This window comes from Mycobacterium sp. NGS40 (genome assembly GCF_059812735.1).
This window is the reverse complement of record NZ_JCALDG010000006.1, coordinates 209,986-233,124: the sequence shown is the minus strand read 5'-3', so window position 1 is coordinate 233,124 and position 23,139 is coordinate 209,986. Positions and strand designations below refer to the sequence as shown.

Annotated in this window: 17 protein-coding genes; 9 read left to right on the top strand and 8 right to left on the bottom strand. The window is 66.0% G+C overall.

The annotated features are described in order from the left end of the window. Positions 1–44: 44 nt before the first annotated feature. On the top strand, positions 45–311 hold the full coding sequence (locus AC5Y5O_RS12095; RefSeq protein WP_133160856.1) for a hypothetical protein: 267 nt from the start codon (positions 45–47) through the stop codon (positions 309–311). A 27-nt stretch (positions 312–338) separates the two neighbouring features. Here the strand turns inward: AC5Y5O_RS12095 and AC5Y5O_RS12090 are convergent, their stop codons facing one another. Next, entirely contained in the window at positions 339–992 is a 654-nt protein-coding gene (locus AC5Y5O_RS12090; protein WP_500025337.1) for a C39 family peptidase, read from the bottom strand. Positions 993–1,487: 495 nt separating this feature from the next. On the opposite strand from AC5Y5O_RS12090, the gene AC5Y5O_RS12085 reads away from it, so the two are divergent. From AC5Y5O_RS12085 to AC5Y5O_RS12065, 5 genes are all read left to right on the top strand, one after another. Continuing rightward, positions 1,488–2,525, top strand: coding sequence for a sulfate ABC transporter substrate-binding protein (locus AC5Y5O_RS12085; protein WP_096291108.1), 1,038 nt, complete (start codon positions 1,488–1,490; stop codon positions 2,523–2,525). After that, entirely contained in the window at positions 2,522–3,424 is a 903-nt protein-coding gene (gene cysT / locus AC5Y5O_RS12080) for a sulfate ABC transporter permease subunit CysT (RefSeq protein WP_500025335.1), read from the top strand. The genes AC5Y5O_RS12085 and cysT overlap by 4 nt, the downstream gene beginning before the upstream one ends. Beyond that, entirely contained in the window at positions 3,421–4,236 is an 816-nt protein-coding gene (gene cysW, locus AC5Y5O_RS12075; protein WP_500025333.1) for a sulfate ABC transporter permease subunit CysW, read from the top strand. The genes cysT and cysW overlap by 4 nt, the downstream gene beginning before the upstream one ends. Before the next feature lie 174 nt (positions 4,237–4,410). Beyond that, positions 4,411–6,588, top strand: coding sequence for a glutamine synthetase III family protein (locus tag AC5Y5O_RS12070; protein ID WP_096287514.1), 2,178 nt, complete (start codon positions 4,411–4,413; stop codon positions 6,586–6,588). Between the two features lie 161 nt (positions 6,589–6,749). Continuing rightward, complete coding sequence (locus tag AC5Y5O_RS12065; RefSeq protein WP_500025331.1) at positions 6,750–7,874, top strand: hypothetical protein; 1,125 nt, start codon at positions 6,750–6,752, stop codon at positions 7,872–7,874. Here AC5Y5O_RS12065 and AC5Y5O_RS12060 read toward each other — a convergent pair whose 3' ends face one another. The 3 genes from AC5Y5O_RS12060 to AC5Y5O_RS12050 form a co-directional block, all read right to left on the bottom strand. Continuing rightward, positions 7,875–9,554: a serine/threonine-protein kinase gene (locus tag AC5Y5O_RS12060; RefSeq protein WP_096287518.1), complete on the bottom strand. Its 1,680-nt coding sequence runs from the start codon at positions 9,552–9,554 to the stop codon at positions 7,875–7,877. It abuts the gene before it with no gap. Between the two features lie 256 nt (positions 9,555–9,810). After that, positions 9,811–13,053, bottom strand: coding sequence for an MFS transporter (locus AC5Y5O_RS12055; protein ID WP_500025328.1), 3,243 nt, complete (start codon positions 13,051–13,053; stop codon positions 9,811–9,813). Between the two features lie 32 nt (positions 13,054–13,085). Continuing rightward, on the bottom strand, positions 13,086–14,153 hold the full coding sequence (locus tag AC5Y5O_RS12050; RefSeq protein WP_500025326.1) for an adenylate/guanylate cyclase domain-containing protein: 1,068 nt from the start codon (positions 14,151–14,153) through the stop codon (positions 13,086–13,088). A 666-nt stretch (positions 14,154–14,819) separates the two neighbouring features. Between AC5Y5O_RS12050 and AC5Y5O_RS12045 the strand changes: the two genes are divergently transcribed. Continuing rightward, a complete protein-coding gene (locus AC5Y5O_RS12045; protein WP_096287520.1) occupies positions 14,820–16,592 on the top strand; it encodes a cyclic nucleotide-binding and patatin-like phospholipase domain-containing protein in 1,773 nt (590 codons plus the stop codon). Here the strand turns inward: AC5Y5O_RS12045 and AC5Y5O_RS12040 are convergent. Both AC5Y5O_RS12040 and AC5Y5O_RS12035 read right to left on the bottom strand, forming a co-directional pair. Continuing rightward, on the bottom strand, positions 16,571–16,972 hold the full coding sequence (locus tag AC5Y5O_RS12040) for a response regulator transcription factor (protein ID WP_096287522.1): 402 nt from the start codon (positions 16,970–16,972) through the stop codon (positions 16,571–16,573). The two genes, AC5Y5O_RS12045 and AC5Y5O_RS12040, sit on opposite strands and share 22 nt — an antisense overlap. Positions 16,973–17,018: 46 nt before the next feature. Then, complete coding sequence (locus tag AC5Y5O_RS12035) at positions 17,019–18,239, bottom strand: sensor histidine kinase (protein ID WP_133160857.1); 1,221 nt, start codon at positions 18,237–18,239, stop codon at positions 17,019–17,021. Between the two features lie 340 nt (positions 18,240–18,579). Between AC5Y5O_RS12035 and AC5Y5O_RS12030 the strand changes: the two genes are divergently transcribed. Next, complete coding sequence (locus tag AC5Y5O_RS12030) at positions 18,580–20,022, top strand: adenylate/guanylate cyclase domain-containing protein (RefSeq protein ID WP_243394014.1); 1,443 nt, start codon at positions 18,580–18,582, stop codon at positions 20,020–20,022. A gap of 3 nt (positions 20,023–20,025) precedes the next feature. Here AC5Y5O_RS12030 and AC5Y5O_RS12025 read toward each other — a convergent pair whose 3' ends face one another. Together AC5Y5O_RS12025 and AC5Y5O_RS12020 are read right to left on the bottom strand one after the other, a co-directional pair. Next, positions 20,026–21,819, bottom strand: a complete 1,794-nt coding sequence (locus AC5Y5O_RS12025; protein WP_096287528.1) for a serine/threonine protein kinase PknE — start codon at positions 21,817–21,819, stop codon at positions 20,026–20,028. Between the two features lie 130 nt (positions 21,820–21,949). After that, positions 21,950–22,291, bottom strand: a complete 342-nt coding sequence (locus tag AC5Y5O_RS12020) for a hypothetical protein (protein ID WP_096287530.1) — start codon at positions 22,289–22,291, stop codon at positions 21,950–21,952. A gap of 357 nt (positions 22,292–22,648) precedes the next feature. On the opposite strand from AC5Y5O_RS12020, the gene AC5Y5O_RS12015 reads away from it, so the two are divergent. Continuing rightward, positions 22,649–23,134, top strand: a complete 486-nt coding sequence (locus AC5Y5O_RS12015; RefSeq protein ID WP_096287532.1) for an SRPBCC family protein — start codon at positions 22,649–22,651, stop codon at positions 23,132–23,134. Positions 23,135–23,139: the final 5 nt, after the last annotated feature.

Below are 23,139 nucleotides of genomic sequence, written 5' to 3'. Positions count from 1 at the left end.
CATCGCCCTGGCATGGCGTCAACGCCGGTGAGAGGGTGGTGCCCGTGAGTGTTCATGTCAACGAGCTGGCGCATGGCTCGCGCACGCAATGGATGGACAGACCACCACAACGGTGTGCACGTGGTCACTGGCTGTTGCCGGGACACATGATCGTGGCAACCATGCCGTGCTCCTGCGGCCGGCACATCTGCTGGGAATGCGAGTGCGGTGCGGCCACCTATGGGCCCGAGCTGGGCGAGTCGTGCAGCCTTGCCCGCGGTCGGCGCGGATCCGCGGTGATCGCGTCGGACCCGATGAAAAGCCTGTCCTGAAACAGGGTTATCGCCACAAACGGGTCATTAACGGGTCACGACCGCCGAGTTGTGATTGGGCGCCCATGCCCGTTCGAAGGCGGCGATCGGTATCTGCTCGTCGCGGCCGCTATCGATGCCGCTGTCGTTGAGGTGCACCACGCCGGCCTTGGTGTCGATGCCGGTGACGACGACAAAGTGGTTTCCGATGTCACGATTGCCGGAGTGGTTCCAGACTGTCTCGGCGTTGACAAGAGCGATCACCTTGCGGTGGTCGGCCAGATTCTGTTGTAAGGCAGCGATATTGGTCTGGATGTTGTCGGCCCTGACCCAGTAGTGCCAGAGCAGCGGCGGCAAATCCCTGATGTCGGTGTTGCCCGGCGGATCCCATATCGGTTTGAAACCGGTTGCGCCTGAGGTATTTTCGGCGACCGCGGTGATCTGCCACTCGGTGGGCTGGCGGCCCGTGAGCTCGCCGACCACGTCTGCGACCGCGACTTCGCCGCAGTCCGAGGAGTGTTGCCGGCGCCAATGGGGCGCGGCAGCTGCCGGGTCGCCGTACATGCCCGCCTCGTGGTCGGCGTCCGGCGCGGGTGGGCCCGGGGTCGCTTGGGCAGCGGTGGCCCAGGCGGCCGATGTCGCCGCGGCGGTTGCCCACAACAGAGCGGCCGTGCCGAATCTCGTCGTCCGGGTGTGGGCCATCGGCGTCCTTTTCTCGAGGATGGCGGGCGCGCAACGAATTGAGAAAAGGGTTATTGGTCGCCCTTTCCGGAGCATTAAACTCCGAAGTTGGCCAAGATCGCGGGCGAACGCGCCGAAATGTTGCCGGCATGAGACCGCGCCGATCCGCCGGCTACCCGCCGGTGTCCGATTCTTTTCATCAGCGTGACTTTTACGTCGGCGCCACTCGTGCACGGACATCACGCCCGGCTAAGTCGGTGTGCGGGCTTCGTCGCCGGCCCGGCAACGACGAATACCACGGTCTAGCACCGTCGTACGGGTCCGTCTGCTTTGCTACGCTCGCCCCATGCATGCGGCAGCCGGTTCTCTGGTGCGCTTTGCCGTCGTGCGCTGTTGTCGCTGACGCTGCTGTCCGTTCGCGGTCTGGTCTCGTGCCGGCGAATTCCTCCAATGCCGTAGTGCCCTTCCGCAGCAACGGGATCGACGCACCCAAACCCCGCATTGGAAGGCCGACTCATGTTCGACGACACCGGTGTCGCAACCCGGTGGCGCCACGCCGTCGCGATGCTGTCGGCCGCCGGCTTGATGGCGGCGTGTGCCGGCGGCGCCAGCGACGCCGTGGGCGGCGGCGCGCCGAACAACGCGGACACCAAGATCACTCTCGTCGCCTATTCGGTTCCAGAACCTGGTTGGAGCAAGGTGATTCCGGCCTTCAATGCCTCGGCAGAAGGCAGGGGTGTCCAGGTGGTCACGTCTTACGCGGCGTCAGCCGACCAGTCGCGCGGGGTTGTCGAAGGCAAACCGGCCGACATCGTGAACTTCTCGGTCGAACCCGATATCACCCGCCTGGTGAAGGCGGGCAAGGTGGCCGCGGATTGGGACAAGGGAGCCGGCCATGGCAACCCATTCGGGTCGGTCGTGACTTTGGTTGTGCGCAAGGGCAATCCGAAGAACATCAGAGATTGGGACGACCTGCTGCGGCCCGGTGTCGAGGTCATCACGCCCAGTCCGCTGAGCTCGGGTTCGGCGAAATGGAATCTGCTCGCGCCCTATGCCGCCAAGAGCCGCGGCGGCGCGGATCCACAGGCGGGTATCGATTTCATCAGCACGTTGGTCCACGAGCACGTCAAGTTGCGGCCCGGGTCGGGGCGGATCGCTACGTCGGTTTTCGCCGAGGGTAGTGGCGATGTGTTGATCAGCTACGAGAACGAGGCCATCGCCGCCGAGCGGCAGGGCAAGCCCGTCGAACACGTCATCCCGTCGCAAACGTTCAAGATCGAGAATCCGGTGGCCGTGGTGAGCACCAGCGCCCACCTGGACGTTGCGACCGCCTTCAAGAACTTCCAATACAGCGCCGCGGCGCAGAAGCTATGGGCGCAAGCAGGTTTCCGGCCGATCGACCCCGCGGTCACCGCAAGCTTCCGTGGTCAGTATCCGGTGCCGGTCAAACTCTGGACGATCGACGATCTCGGAGGCTGGGGCACGGCGGATGCGCAGCTGTTCGACAAGAACACCGGAAGCATCACCAGGGTCTATCGGCAGGCCACCGGATGACTGGATCGCTTTTAGGCGCAAACCTCGGTCCGGAGGCGATCCGGCCCGCGCTGGCCACGCCCGGTAGCGAACTTCCGGAGCCGCCCGAGGGGCTGCGGGCGACGACCCGGCCGGACCTGACCTCACTGCGCGTCGGGGTGACGACGCTGTGGCTGTCGGTGATCGTGCTGCTGCCATTGGCCGCCATCGCGTGGCAGGCCGCCGACGGCGGATGGCAGGCCTTCTGGTTGGCCGTCACCTCGCATGCCGCGGTGCAGTCGTTCCAGGTGACGTTCGGGATTTCCTTGGTGGTAACCGTTCTCGATGTGGTGTTCGGACTGGCGACCGCGTGGGTGTTGGTGCGGGACGACTTCGCCGGAAAAGGACTGGTCGACGCGATCATCGATCTGCCGTTCGCACTGCCGACCATCGTGACCAGCCTGGTGATGCTGGCCCTGTACGGCAAGAACAGCCCGGTGCACATTCATCTGCAGCACACGCCGCCGGGCGTGGGGATGGTGCTGGCGTTCGTCACGCTGCCGTTGGTGGTGCGTGCCGTGCAGCCGGTGCTGCTGGAGATCGATCGCGACGTCGAAGAGGCGGCGGCCTCGTTGGGGGCCAGCGGCACGAAGGTCTTCAGCACGATCGTGCTGCCCTCGCTGGCGCCCTCGTTGCTGACCGGCGCCGGGTTGGCCTTCTCGCGGTGCATCGCCGAGTTCGGCTCGGTGGTGACCATCGGCGGTGCCGTGCCGGGCAAAACCGAAGTGTCGTCGCAGTGGATCCGCTCGTTGATCGAAAACGACGACCGCACCGGGGCGGCCGCGATGTCCATTGTGCTGCTGTCGATTTCGTTCACCGTGCTGGTGCTGCTGCGTCTCGTGGGCGGGCGCACGGCCAAACGCGAGGAAAAGGCGGCATGACGCCGTCGTTGGCCCGCTACGTCACCCGATCCGTGACGCTGGCCTACATCGGCGTGATGCTGATCGTGCCGGTGTCGATCATCCTGTGGCGGACCTTCCGGCCGGGGCTCGATCAGTTCTACGCGTGGATCGCCACACCGGCCGCGATCGCGGCGCTGCACCTGTCGCTGCTGCTCGTCGCCATCGTGGTGCCGCTGAACGTGGTCTTCGGTGTACTCACCTCGCTGCTGCTGGCCCGCAGCCGGTTTCGCGGACGCGGTGTGCTCCAGGCGATTGTCGATCTGCCCTTCGCGGTGTCGCCGATCATCGTGGGGGTGGCCCTGATCCTGCTGTGGGGATCGGCCGGGGCGTTGGGCTTCGTCGAGAACGACCTCGGCATCAAAATCATCTTCGGCCTGCCCGGACTGGTGCTGGTCAGCATCTTCGTGACCCTTCCGTTCGTGGTGCGAGAGGTCCAACCGGTGCTGCAGGAGGTGGGAACCGAGCAGGAGCAGGCCGCGGCAACCCTGGGTTCGGGTCCATGGCAGACGTTTTGGCGGATCACTCTGCCGACCATTCGGTGGGGTCTGATCTACGGAACCGTGCTGACCACCGCGCGCACTCTCGGCGAGTTCGGTGGGGTCATCATGGTGTCGTCCAACTTGCCGGGGGAGTCGCAAACATTGACGCTGCTGGTCAACGACCGCTACGCCCGCGGGGCCGAGTATGGCGCCTACGCGTTGTCCACGCTGATGATGGGCGTTGCCGTGTTGTTCCTGATCGTCAAGACCACGCTGCTGGTGCGCCGCAAACGCGCCAAGGCCACCGCCTGACCCGACATCGGAAGCCGGCCCGCCCGGGTAGGCAACACGGGGGTCTCATATTCGAAACCGATGAAGCGCACCGTTGACGCGTGCGTAACAAGTTCGGCATCGAAGGTTCCTAGGGTGGGGCGGTCCACCTACCGCACGTGAAGAACGTCGACCCCCTCAGCGATAGGAACTCCATTGAGCGGAAACGCAGTGCGCCTGCAGGCGATCAACAACGTCGAGGCATACGTCCCCCCGGCCAACAGCTTCGTCCCCGGTGAGACCCCCGGTGAGGTATTCGGCTCCAACGTCTTCACCAAGGCCGAGATGCAGGCACGGCTGCCCAAGTCGGTCTACAAGTCCCTGGTGGCGACGATTGACAAGGGCGCCAAACTCGACCCGGCGGTCGCCGACACGGTCGCCGTGGCCATGAAGGACTGGGCCCTGGAGAAGGGCGCCACCCACTACGCCCACGTGTTCTACCCGATGACCGGCCTCACGGCCGAGAAGCACGACAGCTTCCTCGAACCCGTCTCCGACGGGCAGACACTGGCCGAGTTCGCGGGGAAGACCCTGATCCAGGGCGAACCCGACGCCTCCAGTTTCCCCTCGGGCGGTTTGCGCAGCACCTTCGAGGCGCGCGGCTACACCGGCTGGGACGTAACCAGTCCCGCGTATGTCCTGGAGAACCCGAACGGCAACACGCTCTGCATCCCAACGGTTTTCGTCTCGATGACCGGCGAGGCGCTGGACTACAAAACGCCTCTGCTGCGCAGCCAGCAGGCCATGGGCATCCACGCCGAGCGAATCCTGACCCTGTTCGGTCACAAGGAACTCAACAAGGTGGTGTCGTTCTGCGGCCCGGAGCAGGAGTACTTCCTGGTCGACCGGCACTTCTTCCTGGCTCGGCCGGACCTGATCAACGCCGGTCGCACGGTGTTCGGCGCGAAGCCGCCGAAGGGACAGGAGTTCGACGACCACTACTTCGGTGCGGTGCCCGAGCGGGTGCTCGGCTTCATGATGGACACCGAGCGGGAGCTGTTCAAGCTCGGTATCCCGGCCAAGACCCGCCACAACGAGGTGGCCCCCGGCCAGTTCGAGATCGCGCCGATGTTCGAGCGGGCCAACATCGCCTCGGACCACCAGCAGCTGCTGATGACGGTTTTCAAGACGATCGCCAAGAAGCACGGCATGGAATGCCTGTTCCATGAGAAGCCGTTCGCCGGCGTCAACGGATCGGGCAAGCACGTCAACTTCTCGATGGGCAATTCCGAGCTGGGGTCGCTGCTGGTCCCGGGTGACACCCCGCACGAGAACGCCCAATTCCTGGTGTTCTGTGCCGCGGTGATCCGGGCCGTGCACAAATTCTCCGGGCTGCTTCGGGTGTCGGTCGCATCCGCGACCAACGACCACCGGTTGGGTGCCAACGAGGCGCCGCCCGCGATCATCTCGATCTTCCTGGGCGAACAGCTTGCCGACGTGTTCGATCAGATCGCCAAGGGCGCGGCCACCTCGTCAAAGGGTAAGGGCACCATGATCATTGGTGTCGATACGCTGCCTCATCTGCCGACCGATGCCGGTGACCGCAACCGGACCAGCCCGTTCGCCTTCACCGGCAACCGGTTCGAGTTCCGGGCGCCCGGCTCCGGGCAGACGGTGGCGGTGCCGTTGATCGTGCTCAACACGATCATGGCGGACTCGCTGGACTACATGGCCACCATCCTCGAGCAGGCCGTCGCCGACGGCGAAGACTTCGACCAGGCGGTTCAGAAGCTGCTCACGGAGATCATCACCGAGCACGGCGCGGTGGTGTTCAACGGAGACGGCTACTCGGAGAACTGGCAGATCGAAGCGGCCGAGCGTGGCCTGCCGAACTTGAAGACCACCCTGGACGCCATTCCGGAGCTGATCAAGCCGGACGCGATCGAGCTGTTCGCGAAATACGGGGTGTTCAACGAACGCGAGCTGCACAGCCGCTACGAGGTCCGGTTGGAGCAGTACGCGTTGACGATCGCCGTCGAGGCGAAGTTGGCGCTCGAGATCGGGACGACGATCATCATGCCCGCCGCAATCCGCTACCAGACCGAGCTCGCGCAGAACGTCGCGACGATGAAGAAGGCCGGTGTGGCGGCCAGCACGGCGGCCCTGGAAGCGGTTTCGGCCCCACTGGCCGATCTCTCCGCGGCGCTGACGACCTTGCAGGCGGCCCTGTCCGATCACTCGGCGGAGTCGGCTCTTGCCGAGGCCACCCATGCCCAAGAAGCGCTACTACCGGCGATGGAGGCGGTGCGTGCCGCGGCCGACACGCTGGAAGGCGTTGTCGCCGACGACTTGTGGCCGCTGCCCACCTACCAGGAGATGCTCTACATCCTCTAGAGCCGTCGTCGGGCGTGGGGGTCGACCGCGCGCTCGCGGAGCTTGGTAATCCGCGGCTCCCACGCCCGGCGACTCGACATCCCGCGAAACGCTCCGCTACACGTGCCGCACCTGACGCGTTAAGTTCTGAAGGAACGAAAGTCGCCCGGTCAGGGGAGAGCATGGGGCCATTCGACGACGGCCGGCGTCGTGCCGCCGAACTGGAGGCGTACCAGGCGCTCTGGAACCTGTGGCGGTCCGCGCGACGAACCGACATCGAGAACTGGGAGTCGGCGTGCCGGATGCTCGAAAATTACTACACCGTCGGCAAAGCCCGAGACAACGCCGAAGTCTGCGAAATGCGGATCCACTACCTGGAGATCGCTGAACCGTTGCCCCGGCTTGCGGACTTCGTGCAGCCGCCGGCCTACGACCGCGTGCCCGACGCCGAGCGGCTGCTGGGGCAGGCCCGCTATCAATATCAGCTGGCCCGGCGGCGGCACCCGGTGCGCGAACAGCAGCGGTTGAAAGAACTCGAAACGACCAAGGCGCTGTATGCGGCGGTGCGGGCCGCCGAAGCGAGAGCCGAAGCCGCGGAGCTGGCCCGCCGGCGTGAACGGCAGCAGAGCTGCTGGCCCAAAGGCATTGTGCTGGAAAGCGACGTCTACGACCTCGACGGCGTGGCCGCGCAGGTGGATCGGCAGAACGCGAAAATCGACTCCCAGATTGCCGCCCTGACCGATCTGCTGCGAACAGGATTGCGCCAGCTGCCCGACACGCTGACGCCGGACCCGGCCGAGTTGGCGGCCCACGTCGAATCGGCGCTGGCGGCAATGCCGTTGCCGCGGGGCTGCACCCCCAAGTCGGTCGTCGAGTATGCCCCGGCCACCGGCCAATTGGTTGTCGAATATGAACTGCCCACCGTGGCCGTCGTTCCGGCGGCCAAGGCGTACCGGTATGTCAAGAGCCGCGACACGGTTGTCGAGACGGCGCGGCCGGCGGGACAGGTGAAAGCGTTGTACGCCAGCACTATTGCGCAGCTGACGCTGCTGGCTTTGGCGACTGTTTTCGCCCTCGACGGCGAGCGCCGGTTGGAGGTGGTGATCTTCAGCGGTGTCGTAGAGACGACGGACCCGAGCACCGACCAGCCGGTCCGCCCGTGCTTGATCAGCGCGCGGGTCGACGCGGACACGTTCGCCGGGATCGACCTGCACGACATTGACCCGTCCGTGTGCCTGAAACGGCTGAACGCAACGGTGTCGCCGAATCCGACAGAACTGGTGCCGGCGCCGCCGTTGGCGGAGTGATCAGCTGTAGTTGTCCCACCAGGTGTGCAGATCCTCGATGGTGGCCGGGTCTCCCGAGACGTCGCTGAGCATCAGTTTTTCGTCGTAAGTCCAGACCACGTTCGGGTGGTTGTTGTAAGTCCCGCACGCGAGCATGCCCGCAGTCTCGGTGGGACCTTGGTCGTAGTGCCAGTTGGCGGGTGACCGCGACTCCCCGCGACATTTCACCAGGCTGACGTTGGCGACGTCATCGGTGAAAGCCTGCTTGAGGCTGGCGGCATTCGGGAAGAGTCCGTAGGTGGCGTGCGTCGGGCCGCCGGGGTTGGTGTTTTGCCCGCATGACACCAGGGCCACCGCCGTTACCCATACGCTGCCCGACTCGGGAGTGGCCGGTGTGCAGACGCCAGCAGGGTAGCCGGACGGAAGTAGGTTCAGCAGTCGGTCCAGGTCATTGCTGGGAGCTGCGGCGGATGCCGGCGCGGTTTTCGCCGCGCCTGTCTTTGAATGCTGCTGGGCAGAGGGTTTCAACAACAGCCAGATGCCGACCGCGGCAACGGCCACGACGACAGCGGCGCCGGCCGCGGCCAGGATTGGCCAGCGACTGCGCTTGCGTGCCGGCACCGGCTGATCCGAGCCGGCGCCGCCCGCTGCGATTTCGGGGCTGGATTGCCCGGCGGTGGGTGGCGCACCGCCGGCGTTTGTCAGCGGCGGCGCTGCGCTGTCCGGCTGCGTCTCGGGCAGGGATGTCAGCGGGTTGTACCGCGTGTGCGGGGAGCTCGACTCGGACACGGCGCTCGGCTGGGTTTCCTTTGCCTTCGCCGATGTTTCACTGCGCCGCAAAATGGTTGCGGCGCGGTCGCGCTCCGGGCGGGAAAGGGCGTCGTGTGCGGCCTCTGCCAGATCGCCCGCGGTGGCATAGCGTTCGATCGGGTTCTTGGCCATTCCGCCCGCGATCACGGCGTCGAATGCCTGGTCCACGCCCAAGCCTTGGGCGCTGGCCAGGGGGATGGGCTCCAACATGTGCGAGGTGACCAGCACGCCGGTGCTGTCCGCGGGATAGGGCGGCGCCCCGGTCAGGCATTCGAACAGCACACAGGCCAGCGCGTAGACGTCGGCCCGGGGAGTCACCTCGTCGCTCGAAAAGCGTTCGGGTGCCATGTATTTCCAGGTTCCCACCGCGGTGCCCATTTGGGTGAGCTTCTCGTCGGTTTTCGCGCTGGCGATACCGAAGTCGACGAGGTAGGCGAAGTCGTTGCCGGTGATCAGGATGTTCTGCGGTTTGACGTCGCGGTGCGTGACCCCGGCGGCGTGTGCGGCATCCAGCGCCGCCGCGACCTGATGGATGATGGCCACCGCGCGAGGCGGGGACAGCGGCCCGTCCCGCTCGAGCAGGCTGCCCAGGTCGATGCCCTCGATCAGGCGCATCTCCAAATACAGTTGCCCGTCGATTTCGCCGTAGTCGTGAATGGGCACCACGTGGGGCTCCAGCAAACGGCCGGTGATGCGGGCCTCACGCTCCATCCGCTTGCGGAAAACCGGATCCTGGCTGTAGGCAAGCGACATCAGCTTGAGCGCCACGGTCCACTGTTTAACGGTGTGCTCGGCCTCGTAGACCTCGCCCATGCCACCGCGGCCCAGCAGCCGTTTGAGATGGTAGGGGCCGAACATCGTTCCCAACCGCGAGCCCTGCGCGCCGCTCATCGCTGACTCCTATTCACGGTCTGGCAACCATGACGGTAAGCCCCGGCCAATATCACCGCTCGAAAACTACAACATCGCGGTGGCAAATGCGCGATCGCGTTAGCCGCACCTGTGCCCGGGTTTTCGTCCAGGTCACCGTTATTCGCGCGCACCACGGCCAGCCGATGCGAACGGTTGGTGAACTCCCGGCAACGCGTTGGTTGCGACTCGCAGCGAAAAGCGAAAATGCTTGCGTCGCAGCAATTTTCGGTGCCGCTCAACGATGTGCGAGCGCAAGGATCTGGGGCAGTGCCTCGCGGGCCGCGGCCCGGCCGGCCTCGCGGGCCGCGTCGATCTGATGGAACTCCAGCAGCCCGACGCCGCGGGTGCTGGGCCGGATCACCACGTCGGCTTGAGCCAGCGTCTCGGCGGCGGCCAGCCCGCTGCCCATCATCATCGTGCGAATGAGGGTTTCACCGATGCCGGGAACACGTGGGGGATCGGCGAATTCGCTCCTGGACGCCGTTGCGTCGCCGCCGAAACCGACCGCGACCGCGACCAGCGGGCCCTCGGTGCTCGACAGCGACGACACCGGGAGGTTGTCGAGCACCCCTCCGTCGACGTGCAGCGTGCCGCCATAGACGTAGGGCGGGAAGATGCCGGGCAGGCGCAACGAACACCCCACGGCGTCGGCAACCGGGCCCCGGCGATGCACGACGGTGCGCCGGCCCAGCAGGTCGACGCTCACGCACCGGAACTCCTTGGGCAGTTCCTCGACCAGCCGCTCGCCGTAGGCGCGACGCAGCAGCGCCGGAATGCGCCGCCCGCGTGTCAATCCCTTGATCGGCACGGTGTAGTCGCGGATCGGATTGGTGCGGATGAAGTACTCGTACACGTAGGCGTCGACGCCCGCCGCGTCCAAGCCGCTGGCCGCCAGCGCCGCGACGATCGCGCCCATGCTGGTGCCGGCGAAGCGGTCGACGACGACCCCGGCGGCTTCCAGCTCCTCGAGCACACCGAGATGGGCGAACGCCCGCGCACCCCCGCCGCCCAGTACCAAACCGATCGAACGCCCGACGATGCGCGCGGCGAGCGGCCGCAGGTCCTCGGCCGAACCGGAGGCGTGCAACGTCAGTACCGACCGCGGCGTGATCAGTTCTTCCCAGGCGCGCCGGTGCTCCCGGCTGGCGGGCGGACCGGCCAGCAGCAGGTCCGCGCCGATTGCGCGTTCGGGCAGCGGATCGGCAGGCGGCGCCGGATTTCCGGAGACGAGCACGATCCGATCGGCGACGCGCAGGCAGAAGTCTCGCCATTCCGCGTCGTCGACCTGCGCCTGCAACACGACCTTGTCCGCGGCCCGTTCGGCCCGCTCCAGGCCCTCGCGGTCGACGCGGCCCGGCCGCACCGCGCGGACGTAGCCCGACAGCAGGTGCACCAACTCGTGGGCCACCATCGTCACGGGCGCGTCGGCGTCGACGCCGACAATCGCGACCACCACATCGCATGTGGTCAGGTGCGCCGTTGTCGGCGGTGGCAGCTGGTGCAGCCGGGTGGCCAGCGAGCGCACCAGCGCACCGAGCATGCCGACGTCGGCGATCTTGTCGAACTGCGCCTTGGTGAGCCGTACCAGGGTGGAGTCGCGTACGGCCCGGATGGACGCGGACCGTGGTGTGCCGGTAAGCAACCCGAGCTCGCCGATCACGTCGCCGCGCCCCAGTTCCCGGATCGCGACGCCCTGCTGCAGCGCTTGAACGCGGCCATTGCGCACCACGTACAGGGAGTCGGCCGTATCACCTTCGTGGAACAGATACGAGCCCGCCGTGAGTTCGATCTCCTCGGCGCTGTGCCGCAGATCGGCGAGAGCGTCCGCGTCCAGGCCGGCGAACAGCGGCAGGTTCTCCAGGAGGTCGTCTTTGCGGTCGACCGCGAGCACTTGTTCGTGCCGCGCGACAGCCGTTGCGCGCGAACGTGGTTCGAGTCTCGGTGGCGGTGTGGCAGCCACGGCGTCGTCCGTGGCCTGCTGACCGGTGCGGCCGAGGAACAACGCCCCGATGGCAACCGCCACGAAACAGATGGCCGCCATCACCCAGCCTCGGCGCAGCGCGTCGGCGGCTTCACCGCGTGCCGGCGTCCCGATCAGGACGACCAGTAACGCGATTCCGATCACCGCGCCCAGTTGGCGGCAGCTGCTGACCACCGCCGACGCGGTCGCGTAGCTGCCGCCCTTGGGTACCCGGGCCAGGGCGGCGCTGCCGAGCAGCGGCAGCGTGGCGCCGACGCCGAGCCCCTGCAGCAGCTGGCCGGGCAGCCACTCGCGCAGGAAGTTCGGATGTGTCCCGACGCGCTGGAAGTACCAGACCAGGCTGCCGGCCCAGATCAGCGCCCCGACGAAGATGATTGCGCGGTGTCCGCGCCGGTCGGCGATCTTGCCCAGCCGCGCCGCGACGACGGCCGCGACGAGCGCCGCGGGGGCGACCGCGAGGCCCGTCTTGAGCAGGTTGTATCCCCACACGTAGTTCAGGAACAGCACGTGCGTCAGGAGGTAGCCGTAGAACCCCGCGCCCGCGACGATGGTCAGGGCGTTGCCCGCGACGAAGGACTGGACGCGCAGGTAAGCGGGCTCGATCAGCGGCGACGGGTGGTGTCGGGAGCTGATCACGAACCCGACCAGGGCGACGGCCGCGGCCACGAACGACCCGATCGTGCCGGTGCTGGACCAACCCCAGTCCGGGCCCTTGATCAAGCCGAGTGTCAGCAAGCCCAGCGCGGCCGCGAGCAGCACCGCCCCGCGCAGATCGGGCAGTCGTCGCTGTCCGGGCGAACGGCTCTCCACCAGCTCGCGTCGGGCCACCACCACCGCGACGACACCGAGTGGCACGTTCACCAAAAACGCCCAGCGCCAATCGGACACCTGCACGATCGCCCCGCCGATCGGCGGACCCAGGCCCGACGCGATGGCCGCCGCGGCTCCCCACAACCCCACGCCGTGGGCGCGGCGCGCAACCTCGAAGCCCTCGACGACCAGAGCGAGGGACGCCGGTACCAGCAGCGCCGCCCCGACGCCCTGCAGGATCCGGTAGGCGACCAATTGCTCGACGGTGGCGGCCAGCGCGCACAGCCACGAGGCGCCCGTGAACAGCACGACACCCCAGATGAACATCCGCTTGCGCCCGAGCAAGTCGGCGAGTTTGCCCGCCGCCACCAGGAAGGCCGCAAACACGATGTTGTAGGCGTTGAGGACCCAGGACAGGCTGCCGATGGGGTAGGTGGGGAAGGACTGCTGGATGTTCGGGAACGCGACGTTGACGATCGTCGAGTCGAGGAACGCGAGGAAGGCCCCGAACGCCGCGACCAACAGCACCGCCGTCGACGACGGCTGGCGGCGCACGCTGAGCGTGCCCGTGAGCGCCTGGTTGTCCTGACGCGTTACGGCCGTATTGCGTTTGGCTGCACCGTTACCCGTTGTCGTCGCGTCGGCGGCTTTCGATTGGCCCTGCACATGGGACGTTCCGAGATCCATCATTGACCCCTGGGGTGAAGCCGGCGGGCGGCTCAGTCGGCTTTTCGGATGGGCATTTCCGCAGTGGATTCGGGACCACCGCCCGGATCCCCCGCAGCGTTTCTCCCCGGAAGAGTCGTCGACCCGCTGGCCTGCCCGCGGCCGAGAACGGGAAATACCGTCTCTTTCCCGCTTCGGCCCTTGAGCTCGACCTCTTCGCCTTCCCCCCACGTGAAGTGACTCTCGACAGTCCGCCGCACTCCGCTGGTCACCATCACCGACGCGCGCCCTTGCCGTCCGGCGAGGCCGGCCAACCGGAACGCCACATTGGTCGAGTCGCCGATCACCGCCTCCACCGATCTCGTCATCGCCGCCAGCGCGACCCGGCCGACCACCACGCCCCAACCCATGCGGATCGGCGAGCCGTCCGGGCTGCGCAACGGTAGTCGTGGTCCTAGCTCTCCGACCAGCCGGTTGGCGGCAAGCGAGAAATCGATCGCGCGCTCGGCGGCATCCGGGAACCTGTTCGCCTCCCAGATCGCGAATATCGCGTCGCCGGCGTAGTGGTTCAGCGTGCCGTGATGGGCGTGCAGCACACCTCCCACCTCGTGCCACAGCGTGTGCAGGCTTTGCGCGATGACCTCTTCTTCGGTCACTTCGGAGATCGTCGAGTAATTGATGATGTCGCCGACCACCATCACCATGGCGGCCTGGCTGATTCGGGTCCGGGTCAGGCCAGGGGCGATCCCGGCGTCGACGGCGGTGAATCGCTGCGAGCGGAAGATGAGTGCCACGTCGGCGATCCGGATCTCGTCACCGGGCTGGATCGGCCGCGGAACGGCTCGCTCCAGCCGCATCCCGTTGAGCAGTGTGCCGTTGGTGCTCGTGTCGATCACGAAAGCCTGATCGGCGACGGCATCCAAGCGGATTTCCAGATGAGTCCGGGAAATCTCGGGGTCGCGGATCACCAGCCGGCGTGACTCGCTGATCCCGGCGCATTCCCGACCGATGAACAGCTGATCGATGATCGGCACGCTGTGCTCGGTGCCGCCGTCGCGCAATTCGAGGTAGGCCAGCGGGGTGCCAGGCTCCCGGTTTGGCATCCCCATAGACGACGTCATCATTGCCTCGCTGCCCGCCGTGTCAGTCCGCTCACCTGAAAGTCGGTTGGTGCCAATGTTCCTCCGCAGTCACGACGTCGCTGCGGTCTCATGACACGCCGTCATCAGCCGGGGTAGGGCGCCAGTTCGCCAGTCGTCACCCATGAGCTGCCTTTCCCGGTGATGAGGATCGCCGCGACCACGTCGACTCGCTGGTCCTTCGAACTCACGGCTGTCCTTCGTACCGGTGATTGGTGACGGTGCGGACATTACCGGAAACCACCCCGGGGAGTTTGAAATTCTGGAAATGGCCTACAGAAGCGAAATTATGGGTAAATCGCCGGTTAATCAAGGATGACGTTTGCCCGCGCCCGAATTGAGCCTTCATGCGTTCCGTTCCTGACGCCGGGTTGGATTCTGCGCCAAAAGGATTCGAGCGTGGGGCGGTCACCGTAGTATTGACGACCGAATACTCGTTGCGTCCGCCGCGCTGACGACGGCAAACGGGGGATCGGTTCGCCCGAGAGCTGGCGGGATTTCGAAAGGCGCGTCGGTCGGCAGATAAACTGCTGACCGACACCTCAATCCTTTTGGAGCGCCGGGGAGGAAGAGCATGCGTGCAGCAATCCCGTTTGCGGCCACCTGGGCCGCCCGTTCGCCGGGCGCCATCGCCGTACCGGCCATTAGATGAGTACTCGGCGGGAGTGGCGAGTCGCCGACGCGCGAAAGGCACTGCGGAATGTGCCGATACTCGCCGACATCGACGCGAAACAACTCAACGACCTGGCGAGCGCCGTGGACCGGCTGCATATCCCGGCATACGAATGGCTTTTTCGTTTAGGTGAGCCATCCGACGCCATATACGTGATCGACTCAGGACGGTTCGCGGCCGTCGGTGCCGATGGGCAGGTCATCCGGGAGATGGCGTCCGGCGACTCCATCGGGGACCTCGGTGTGATCTCCGGGTCGGTTCGTTCGGCCGGCGTCCAGGCGCTTCGTGACGGCGTGGTCTGGCGGATCGCCGGCGAGACCTTCAGCGAGGTGCTTGCCAACACTCCGCAACTGCAGCTGGCGATGGTCAAGGCGATGGCCGGGATGCTGCGCGACTCCCGGTCCGCGAATATCTCCTCGGCGCCGCGCGTCATCGGCATCGTCTCGACCGGATATACGGCGGCGGCACCGTTCGTTGATGCGATCGCGACGTGGCTGGGCGGATACGGATCGATCGCCGTGGTCGCGCCGCCCGCCGAGAAAACCGCCGAGATCACGGCGCACGCCGAACTCGTCGAGGCGTTCGCCGAGATCCTCGACCGCGCCGAGCGCAGCCACGATTGGGTGTTGGTGGTGGCCGACGGGGACTCGGGCGAGTTGTGGCAGCGATACGTTGTGGCGCAAAGCGATCGGCTCGTGATGCTGGTCGACCAGGCCCAGCCGCCGGACGGGCTCGATCAGCTCAATGCCCAGGGGCCGGTCCACCTGATCGCGCTGACCGAGCCGGATACCAGTTGGTGGGATCTGCTGGACCCGGTGTCGCACCATCGCGGCGACGACGACGGAATCGCTGCGATGGCTCGCAGGATCGCCGGCCGGTCCTACGGACTCGTGCTGGCGGGTGGCGGCGCTCGGGGACTCGCACACTTCGGCGTTTACGAAGAACTCACCCGGGCGGGCATCGTCATCGACCGCTTCGGCGGCACGAGTGCCGGTGCCATCGCCGCCGCGGCCTTCGCACAGGGAATGACCGCGGACGAGGCGACGGACGCGGCCTACCGCTTTGTCGGAAACACCAGCCCGCTCGGTGATTACACGGTCCCCGCGATCGCGCTGACCCGAGGGACCCGCATCGAGCGGTTGCTCGAGGACTTTTTCGGCGGCAGCGTGATCGAGCATCTGCCGAAGGGATTCTTCTCGGTCTCGGCGGACATGATCACCGGTGAACAGATCGTCCATCGTCGCGGATCGCTGACGCTCGCGGTGCGCGCGTCGATCTCGATTCCGGGTCTCATTCCGCCGGTGCAGCACGGCGAGCGCCTGCTGATCGACGGGGGTCTGCTGAACAACCTTCCCGCCGATGTGATGTGCGCCGACTGCGACGGTGAGGTCATCTGTGTCGACTTGCGGCGAAAGTTTTCGCCGTCCAAGGGTTTTGGTTTGTTGCCCGCAATCGTTCAGCCGCCCGGATTTGTCCGGCGCCTACTCACCGGGACCGACATCGCCCTGCCGCCGCTGCAGGAGACGCTGCTGCGCACCGTCGACCTGGCGGCCTCCACCGGCGACCTGCGCGCGCTGCCGCGGATCGCGGCCATCATCGAACCGGATATCTCAACGATCGGTCCGCTGGACTTCAAGAAGATCGATGCCGCCGTGGAGGCCGGACGGCTCGCCACCCGGGCCGTGCTGGAGGCGCAGCCACACCTGGTCGGCGCCAACACCCATCCTCAAGTCGCGAACATGATCTGACGCAGCGCCGAGAAGTCCAGCGGCTTGGTGAAGTAGCCGTGGGCGCCGAGCGCGGCCGCACGCTGGGTGTAGTTCGGGCTGTCGTACGCGGTCGCGAGGTAGATGCTGACGTGCGGCCACTTGTCTCGGACGTGTTCGAGCAATTCGAGGCCGTTCATCTCCGGCATCTCGATGTCACTGAAGATCAGGATGACGTCGGGGTCGACCATCTCGAGCACCTCGAGGGCCGCGCGCCCGGTGTCGGCGAACTGCATGATGACCTGCCCCGAGCGCAGTTCACGACGAAACCGCTGCCGAAACAGCGTCACGACGTCGGCTTCGTCGTCGACGACGAGCACATGCGTCGCCTTGCCGGCGACCGCGGTGTCGGTTCCGTTCATCGGCTTTTCCCCCTGTCGGCGTGAAATGGATTGGGTCGCAAGCGCTCTAGGCGGGTGTGGCGGCCTTGGCCGCCACCGCCTCCAGCGGGAGTTTTACTACGAACCGGGCGCCGGCCCCGGGCACGTTGCTCGCGGACAGCTCGCCGTGATGCCGGTTGTCGACGATGTTCTTGCTGATGGAAAGACCAAGGCCGGTGCCACCGCTGCGGTACTTGGTGGTGAAGAAGGGCTCGAAGATGCGGGGCAGGGTCTCGGGGTCGACGCCCGGCCCGTTGTCCGTCACGACGACCGTCGTCCAATGCTCCTCGTGCTGCACCGTGATATGCACCTCGCCAACCCGGTCGGCGTCCGTCGACGCGGCCTCGAGCCCGTTCATCACGAGATTGATCATCACCTGCACGAGGTCACCCTCGAAGCCGCGCACGATCGGGTCGTCGTCATCCAGGCTGATCTGGATCGCGCAGCGCGCGCCCTGGTGGCTGGCCCGCCACGAATGCTCGGCGAGCCCGGCGCTCTGCTCGACGATCGCATTGAGATGACATGGTTGTGCGTCGCCGGCATGCGATCGGCCGACCTGGAGCATCGTCGCCATCACCGCGAGGGCCCGGTCGGCGTGGTGAACGATTTTGGTCGTGTTGGCCCCGATGTCTGAGACCAGCTCTTCGCCGTCCTCGGTGACGAGTTCGCGCAGCTCATCGCAGAGCTCGAGGTTCAGCTCCGCGAAATTCTTGACGAAGTTCAACGGGTTCTTCGTCTCGTGCGCGACGCCGGCGGTCAGCGTTCCCATTGCGGCGAGCTTGGCCTGTTCGACCAGGCTCTGGCGCAGCTCGCGTTCGGCCAGTTGGCTGGAATCAAGCGAACTCAGCAGGTAGTTGAACGATGCGGCCGTCCGGCCGAATTCGTCGTCGCTGTACACGGGCAGCCCGTACCGCATCGTCAGCGGCTCCCAGTCATCGGCGCCCACGCTCGCCGCGATTTCGCGTTGTGCCGCCATCAGGCGAGTCGTGACGACGTGCAAACGGTGGCGCACCACCCGGCTGACGATCAGATAGTTCAACAGGCCGATCAACAACCCGGCCGTGATGCTGATGAAGACGGGCTCCGGGCGAAACGCTTCGTGACGATCAATTCCCAGCCCGAGAAGAGAGATTCGTCCGACCACGGCGACGAGCATCCCGAAGCCGATCATCGCCACGGCGAGGTTCCAGAAGACCCTGTTTGTCGGCCAAGGCCGCCGAACGTTCGGGGGATCGCTGTCTTGTTCCACGCTGCCTCATCGGTGTTCGTGTGTATGCGCAGTGTAGGGACATCGTCGGCGCCGATGCGCGGCAACGACGAGAAACATGCTCGCCCGAATTCCGTTGCGGCAGTGAATCGCCGACCGTTCCGCCGCGGGCGAAGCCGGATTGTAACCTTGCGTTCAACCGCGAGATAGCTTCTGACGCCCGGGAATCGCACTCGGTGCGAGTACGTGTCGGTTACGATACGCGAGAACCTCAGCCGACGCGGGCAACGCGATGAAGGTGCACACTGCATGACCGCCTGGTGAACAAACACCAAACCAACACGTTGGCAACGTAATTGATGCGTAGATGATTGGGGCCGCTGTGCCAGAGACTGAGCAGCCGGTGCGGCTTCTGGTCGTCGATGACGAAGAAGACGTCGGGGCGCTGTTCAAGGGCCGCTTCCGCAAGGAGTTGCAGCGCGGCGAGTACGACCTGATCTTCACCACGGATCCGGTGCACGCCCTGAAGCTGGTGGATGCGAGCCCGGACCTCGAGGTCTTGATCACCGACTTGAACATGCCGCAGATGAACGGCCTGGAATTGCTCACCGAGGTGACCAAGCTGCGCCGTCCGCTTAAGACCATAGTGCTTACCGCCTACAACGACCTGGAGAATGTGCGCGCGGCAATGATGCGGGGGGCCTTCGACTTTCAAGTAAAGCCGCTCGATGTGGCCGACCTCCGGACCACGATCTCCAAGGCCGTCACGATTGTGCGCGAGCTGCAAGCCGGCGAAGACGCGCGGCGACAGGCGAAGGAACTGACCGAACAGAAGCGCCGTGTCGAGGAGATCTTCGGCCGCTATGTCTCCGAAGAGGTCAAGGCGCGGCTACTGGCGCGCCCGGAAGGAAACCTCAGCAGTGAGCGACTCACCCTCACGGTGCTGATGGCCGACATTCGCGGGTTCACCGCCTTGTCCGAGGTTCTACCGCCGGAGCAGGTGGTCCAGGTGCTCAACGGCTTCCTCGAGCGCGCGACCGACGTCATGTTTCGCCGCAACGGCACGATCAACGAAATCCTCGGCGACGGCCTGCTCGTCTTCTTCGGGGCACCCATCACCGACGACAACGCCGCCGAGCACGCCGTCGTCGCCGCACTCGAATTGCAGCTCGCGATGCACGATCTCAACGTGGGCCATCGCGAACAGGGGCTGCCCGAACTGGCGCTGGGGATCGGCGTGCATACCGGGGAGGTCGTGGTCGGCACCATCGGCTCGCGCCGACGGCAGAAGTACACCGCCGTCGGCAGGACGGTCAACCTGGTCGCCCGTATCGAGGCACACACCGTCGGCGGCCAGGTTCTGGTCTCCGATTGGACATATCGCGAGATCAGCGGTATCGCAAGCACTTTGGGTTCTTTTCAGATCCGTGCGAAGGGCTTCAAGGATCCGGTGACCGTCCACGACGTCAGAGGCCTGGCCGGTGAGTACGACCTCCAGCTGCCCAGCGCCAACCGGGTCCTGAGCAGTCTTGCGGTGCCCAAACCGATTGGCATTGCGATCGTCAAGGACAAGATCATCGGCGAACAGCATGCCGCCGAGGTGATCGCCAGCGGTGAGGAAGCGCTTCGCATTCGCACCGAAGTGACCGTCTGTCCGTTTGACGACCTCGTGCTCGAGGTTGCCGGCCAGCAGGCGTTCGTGAAGGTGATCGAATGCGATAGGCAAGAAGGGATTTACGACCTCTTCGCCGTGTACACGTCGGTGCCGGCTGACGTGCGCCAAGCGCTGTCGGCAGTCAACGGCGCCGATCCGGTCCGTTCCTGATGCTCACCCGAGCAGCTTGGTCAGCCAGGTCGCGTCTTGGTAGTTGATCGACTTGTTGCCGTCCCAAACGAACGGTGTCCCAGAGGCATTGAACCCGGCCAGCGTCGTGTCTCCGGCCTCGGCTTTGGCCTTGGCGGTGGCCATGTCGTCGCCGGCTTTGATGCAGTTGATCACGTCGGCGTCGACACCGACGGTTTTGGCCAGTTGCGCCAGCTCGCCGTCGGTTCGGTCTTCGGGCGCGCCTTCTTGCGGCTGGAAGGCGCTGGCGAAGATCCCCGAGTAGAAGCTCATGTAGAGCTTCGGGTCGTTCTGGGCCGCCACGCAGTACGTGGCCGCCACCGCGCGAGTGGAGTAGTTCTTGCTGTGCGACTTGTCGTCGAGGAAGTTCAGCAGGTGATAGCGCACCGCGAGTTTCTGGTTGTGCACCGCGGTTTCGATGTCGCCCGCATTGGACCGGATGAAGCTGCCGCACGGCGGGCACATGGGTTCGTTGAAGATGTCGATCGTGACCGGTGCCGCGGTGCTGCCCACCAGCACACCGTCCTCGAGTACGCGGAGCTCGACCCCGTCGGGGGTGGTTGGCGGTTTGGACGAGGACGGTCCCGACGGCCGCCAGGGCTGGGCGACCACCAGAACGGCGCCTACCAGCGCTACCACGACGATGCCCGCAAGGCCGACCCACAGCCACGCTTTGCTTGCGCGCCGGGGTGCGGGCGGCTGGGCCCACGCCGTGCCGACGCTGGAGGGATCGCCCCAGCCGGCAGCGCCGGGCCATCCCGTCGGTTGTGGGAGCAGTCCGCTTGGCGGAGCCGGGATCCCGGTCGCCGATGGGGGCCAGCCCGGCGTCTGGTTCGCCATGGCGGGTGGAGTGGACGCGAAACCCAGCGGCGCCTGACTCGCGTACGCGGTCGGTAGTTCGGCGACCTGGCTGCGCTGCAAAATATCGGACGCCCGGTCCTGATCCGGGGTGGCCAGCGCGGCGTACGCGGCGGCGGACAGATCGCCGCAGGTGGGATAGCGGTCCAGCGGATCTTTGGCCATGCCGCGCGCGATTACCTGGTCGAAGGCCGCCGGGATGCCCGGCCGAGCGGCGCTGGGCCGCGGGATCGACTGGTGCAGGTGCGCGCTCATCACACTGACCTGATCACCCTGGTAGGGCGGAGATCCGGTCAGGCACTCGTAGAGGACGCAGGTCAGGGCGTAGATGTCGGCCCGGTAGGTGACGTCGGAGTCGCTGAACCGTTCCGGCGCCATGTACTTGAAGGTGCCCACCGTGGTGCCGAACTGGGTCAGTTTCTCGTCGGAGGTCGCGCTGGCGATCCCGAAATCCACCAGATAGGCGAAGTCGTCCCCGCTGACCAGGATGTTCTCCGGTTTGACGTCGCGATGCGTAATGCCCGCCGCGTGGGCGGCGTCGAGTGCGGAGCCGATCTGGCGCACGATCGCCACCGCCCGCGGCGGTTTCAGCGGTCCGTACCGGCTCAAGATGGTGGCGACGTCGCGACCGTCGATCAGGCGCATGTCCACATAGAGTTGGCCGTCGATCTCACCGAAATCGTGAATCGGCACGACATGGGGCTCCTGCAGCCGTCCCGCGGTGCGGGCCTCGCGTTGCATCCGGGCGCGGAAGACCGGATCGCTGGACAGCGTCTGGGACATCAGCTTGAGCGCCACGACCCGTTCCCGGACGGTGTCCTCGGCCTCGTAGACGTCGCCCATCCCGCCGCGACCCACCAGCCGTCGCAGTAGATACGGCCCGAACTGCGAGCCCTCCCGCGAACCCGCGGTGTCACCCATCGCCGACTCCTCTTTGCCAGGCATCAGGCTAATAGTTTGGGCCCACCGCAGGCACGGTGAATAGAGAGAATGCCGGCTAATTCGATAGCGTGCGGTCGCGCGGCCGAAAAGCGCTTTCAGCAGCCGAGTATCAGCGGCGTTCCTCGTCACCGGTCCGGCGTTCGCTGAGGCCCTCCCTGGACAGCGCCCGGAGGAACCCATACGCGTGAATCCCGGCCTTCCCGGGATTCTTGACGATCCATTCGTTGATGTTTCCCAGCGCCGCGGCCAGGTGGTCGCGCTTGATCCGCACCAAGTAGGTCATGCGGTCGTCGTCGGGGTCGTCGCTGGAGTCGGCGACCGCGACGGGATTTTTGAACGCGTACGCAATGCCATGAACGGAATCGTGGTTGAGCGCCCAGCGAAGTTCGTTGGGCCGCAGCCGGTTCACCGCGATGTTGCGGTAGCCGTCATCGTCGTCTGAATTGTTCACTTGGCCGATGGTCCTCCTCGGGAACCGCGCGAAAGTGGACGACGGGGTGCGCAAGGTGATGTCGCACAGGCAATTCGACGATCGTTTGAACTCGTGTCACCACAGCGAAACCGGGAGCACGCCCCGGACTGGCCCGTCGCAGGCCGAGACGGAGAATAGGCCCGGGCATGCATTCGGGAATTGCGCCGCCACATCAATCCACCGTGACACAGCACCGTCGCCGGCGCCATTGCAGCAGCACAGCAGCGGCGTCGCGGGACCGCGAGGCAGCCGTTGCGGGGCACCGCTTTCGGACATCGACCGGCGTGAGCGTCGTAAAGTAACCTCCCGACCCATCAACGTTGGCTGGGAGGACGCATGACCGAACGCATTGAGATTCAGCGCACCATTGCGGCGCCGGCGCCCGACATCTTCCGGGTGCTGTGCGACCCGCAAGGTCATGTCGCGATCGACTCCACGGGAATGCTGCAGGACGCCGACGGCGGTCCGGTGACCGCGGCCGGCGAGAGCTTCGTCGTGCACATGGACCGTGAGGCGCTCAACGACTACCCGCAACTCGGCAAGTACGACGTCACCGTCGAGATCACCGAGTTCGACCAGGACCGACTGATCTCGTGGACGGTTCTCGGTCAGCTGCGCCCCCAGATCGGCCACATCTACGGCTTCCAGCTGGAGCCGACCGAGGAAGCGGCGGGCACCGTGGTCACCTCGTTTTACGACTGGTCGAACATCGACCCGAAGTGGCGGGAAGCCGGGATTTTCCCGGTGATCTCCGAAGGGGCACTGCGGGCGACGCTGGGCATTCTCGACCGCACGGTGCGACGGGGATATCCGCGGCCCTAACTCCT

What these genes read in the sequence shown, in the direction of transcription:
- cysT (WP_500025335.1), top strand. Translation starts at nt 2,522, where the DNA reads ATGACTGGATCGCTTTTAGGCGCAAACCTCGGTCCGGAGGCGATCCGG.
- AC5Y5O_RS12050 (WP_500025326.1), bottom strand. Translation starts at nt 14,153, where the DNA reads ATGACGTCGTCTATGGGGATGCCAAACCGGGAGCCTGGCACCCCGCTG.
- AC5Y5O_RS12015 (WP_096287532.1), top strand. Translation starts at nt 22,649, where the DNA reads ATGACCGAACGCATTGAGATTCAGCGCACCATTGCGGCGCCGGCGCCC.
- AC5Y5O_RS12085 (WP_096291108.1), top strand. Translation starts at nt 1,488, where the DNA reads ATGTTCGACGACACCGGTGTCGCAACCCGGTGGCGCCACGCCGTCGCG.
- cysW (WP_500025333.1), top strand. Translation starts at nt 3,421, where the DNA reads ATGACGCCGTCGTTGGCCCGCTACGTCACCCGATCCGTGACGCTGGCC.
- AC5Y5O_RS12060 (WP_096287518.1), bottom strand. Translation starts at nt 9,554, where the DNA reads ATGAGCGGCGCGCAGGGCTCGCGGTTGGGAACGATGTTCGGCCCCTAC.
- AC5Y5O_RS12090 (WP_500025337.1), bottom strand. Translation starts at nt 992, where the DNA reads ATGGCCCACACCCGGACGACGAGATTCGGCACGGCCGCTCTGTTGTGG.
- AC5Y5O_RS12040 (WP_096287522.1), bottom strand. Translation starts at nt 16,972, where the DNA reads ATGAACGGAACCGACACCGCGGTCGCCGGCAAGGCGACGCATGTGCTC.
- AC5Y5O_RS12065 (WP_500025331.1), top strand. Translation starts at nt 6,750, where the DNA reads ATGGGGCCATTCGACGACGGCCGGCGTCGTGCCGCCGAACTGGAGGCG.
- AC5Y5O_RS12055 (WP_500025328.1), bottom strand. Translation starts at nt 13,053, where the DNA reads ATGGATCTCGGAACGTCCCATGTGCAGGGCCAATCGAAAGCCGCCGAC.
- AC5Y5O_RS12045 (WP_096287520.1), top strand. Translation starts at nt 14,820, where the DNA reads ATGAGTACTCGGCGGGAGTGGCGAGTCGCCGACGCGCGAAAGGCACTG.
- AC5Y5O_RS12025 (WP_096287528.1), bottom strand. Translation starts at nt 21,819, where the DNA reads ATGGGTGACACCGCGGGTTCGCGGGAGGGCTCGCAGTTCGGGCCGTAT.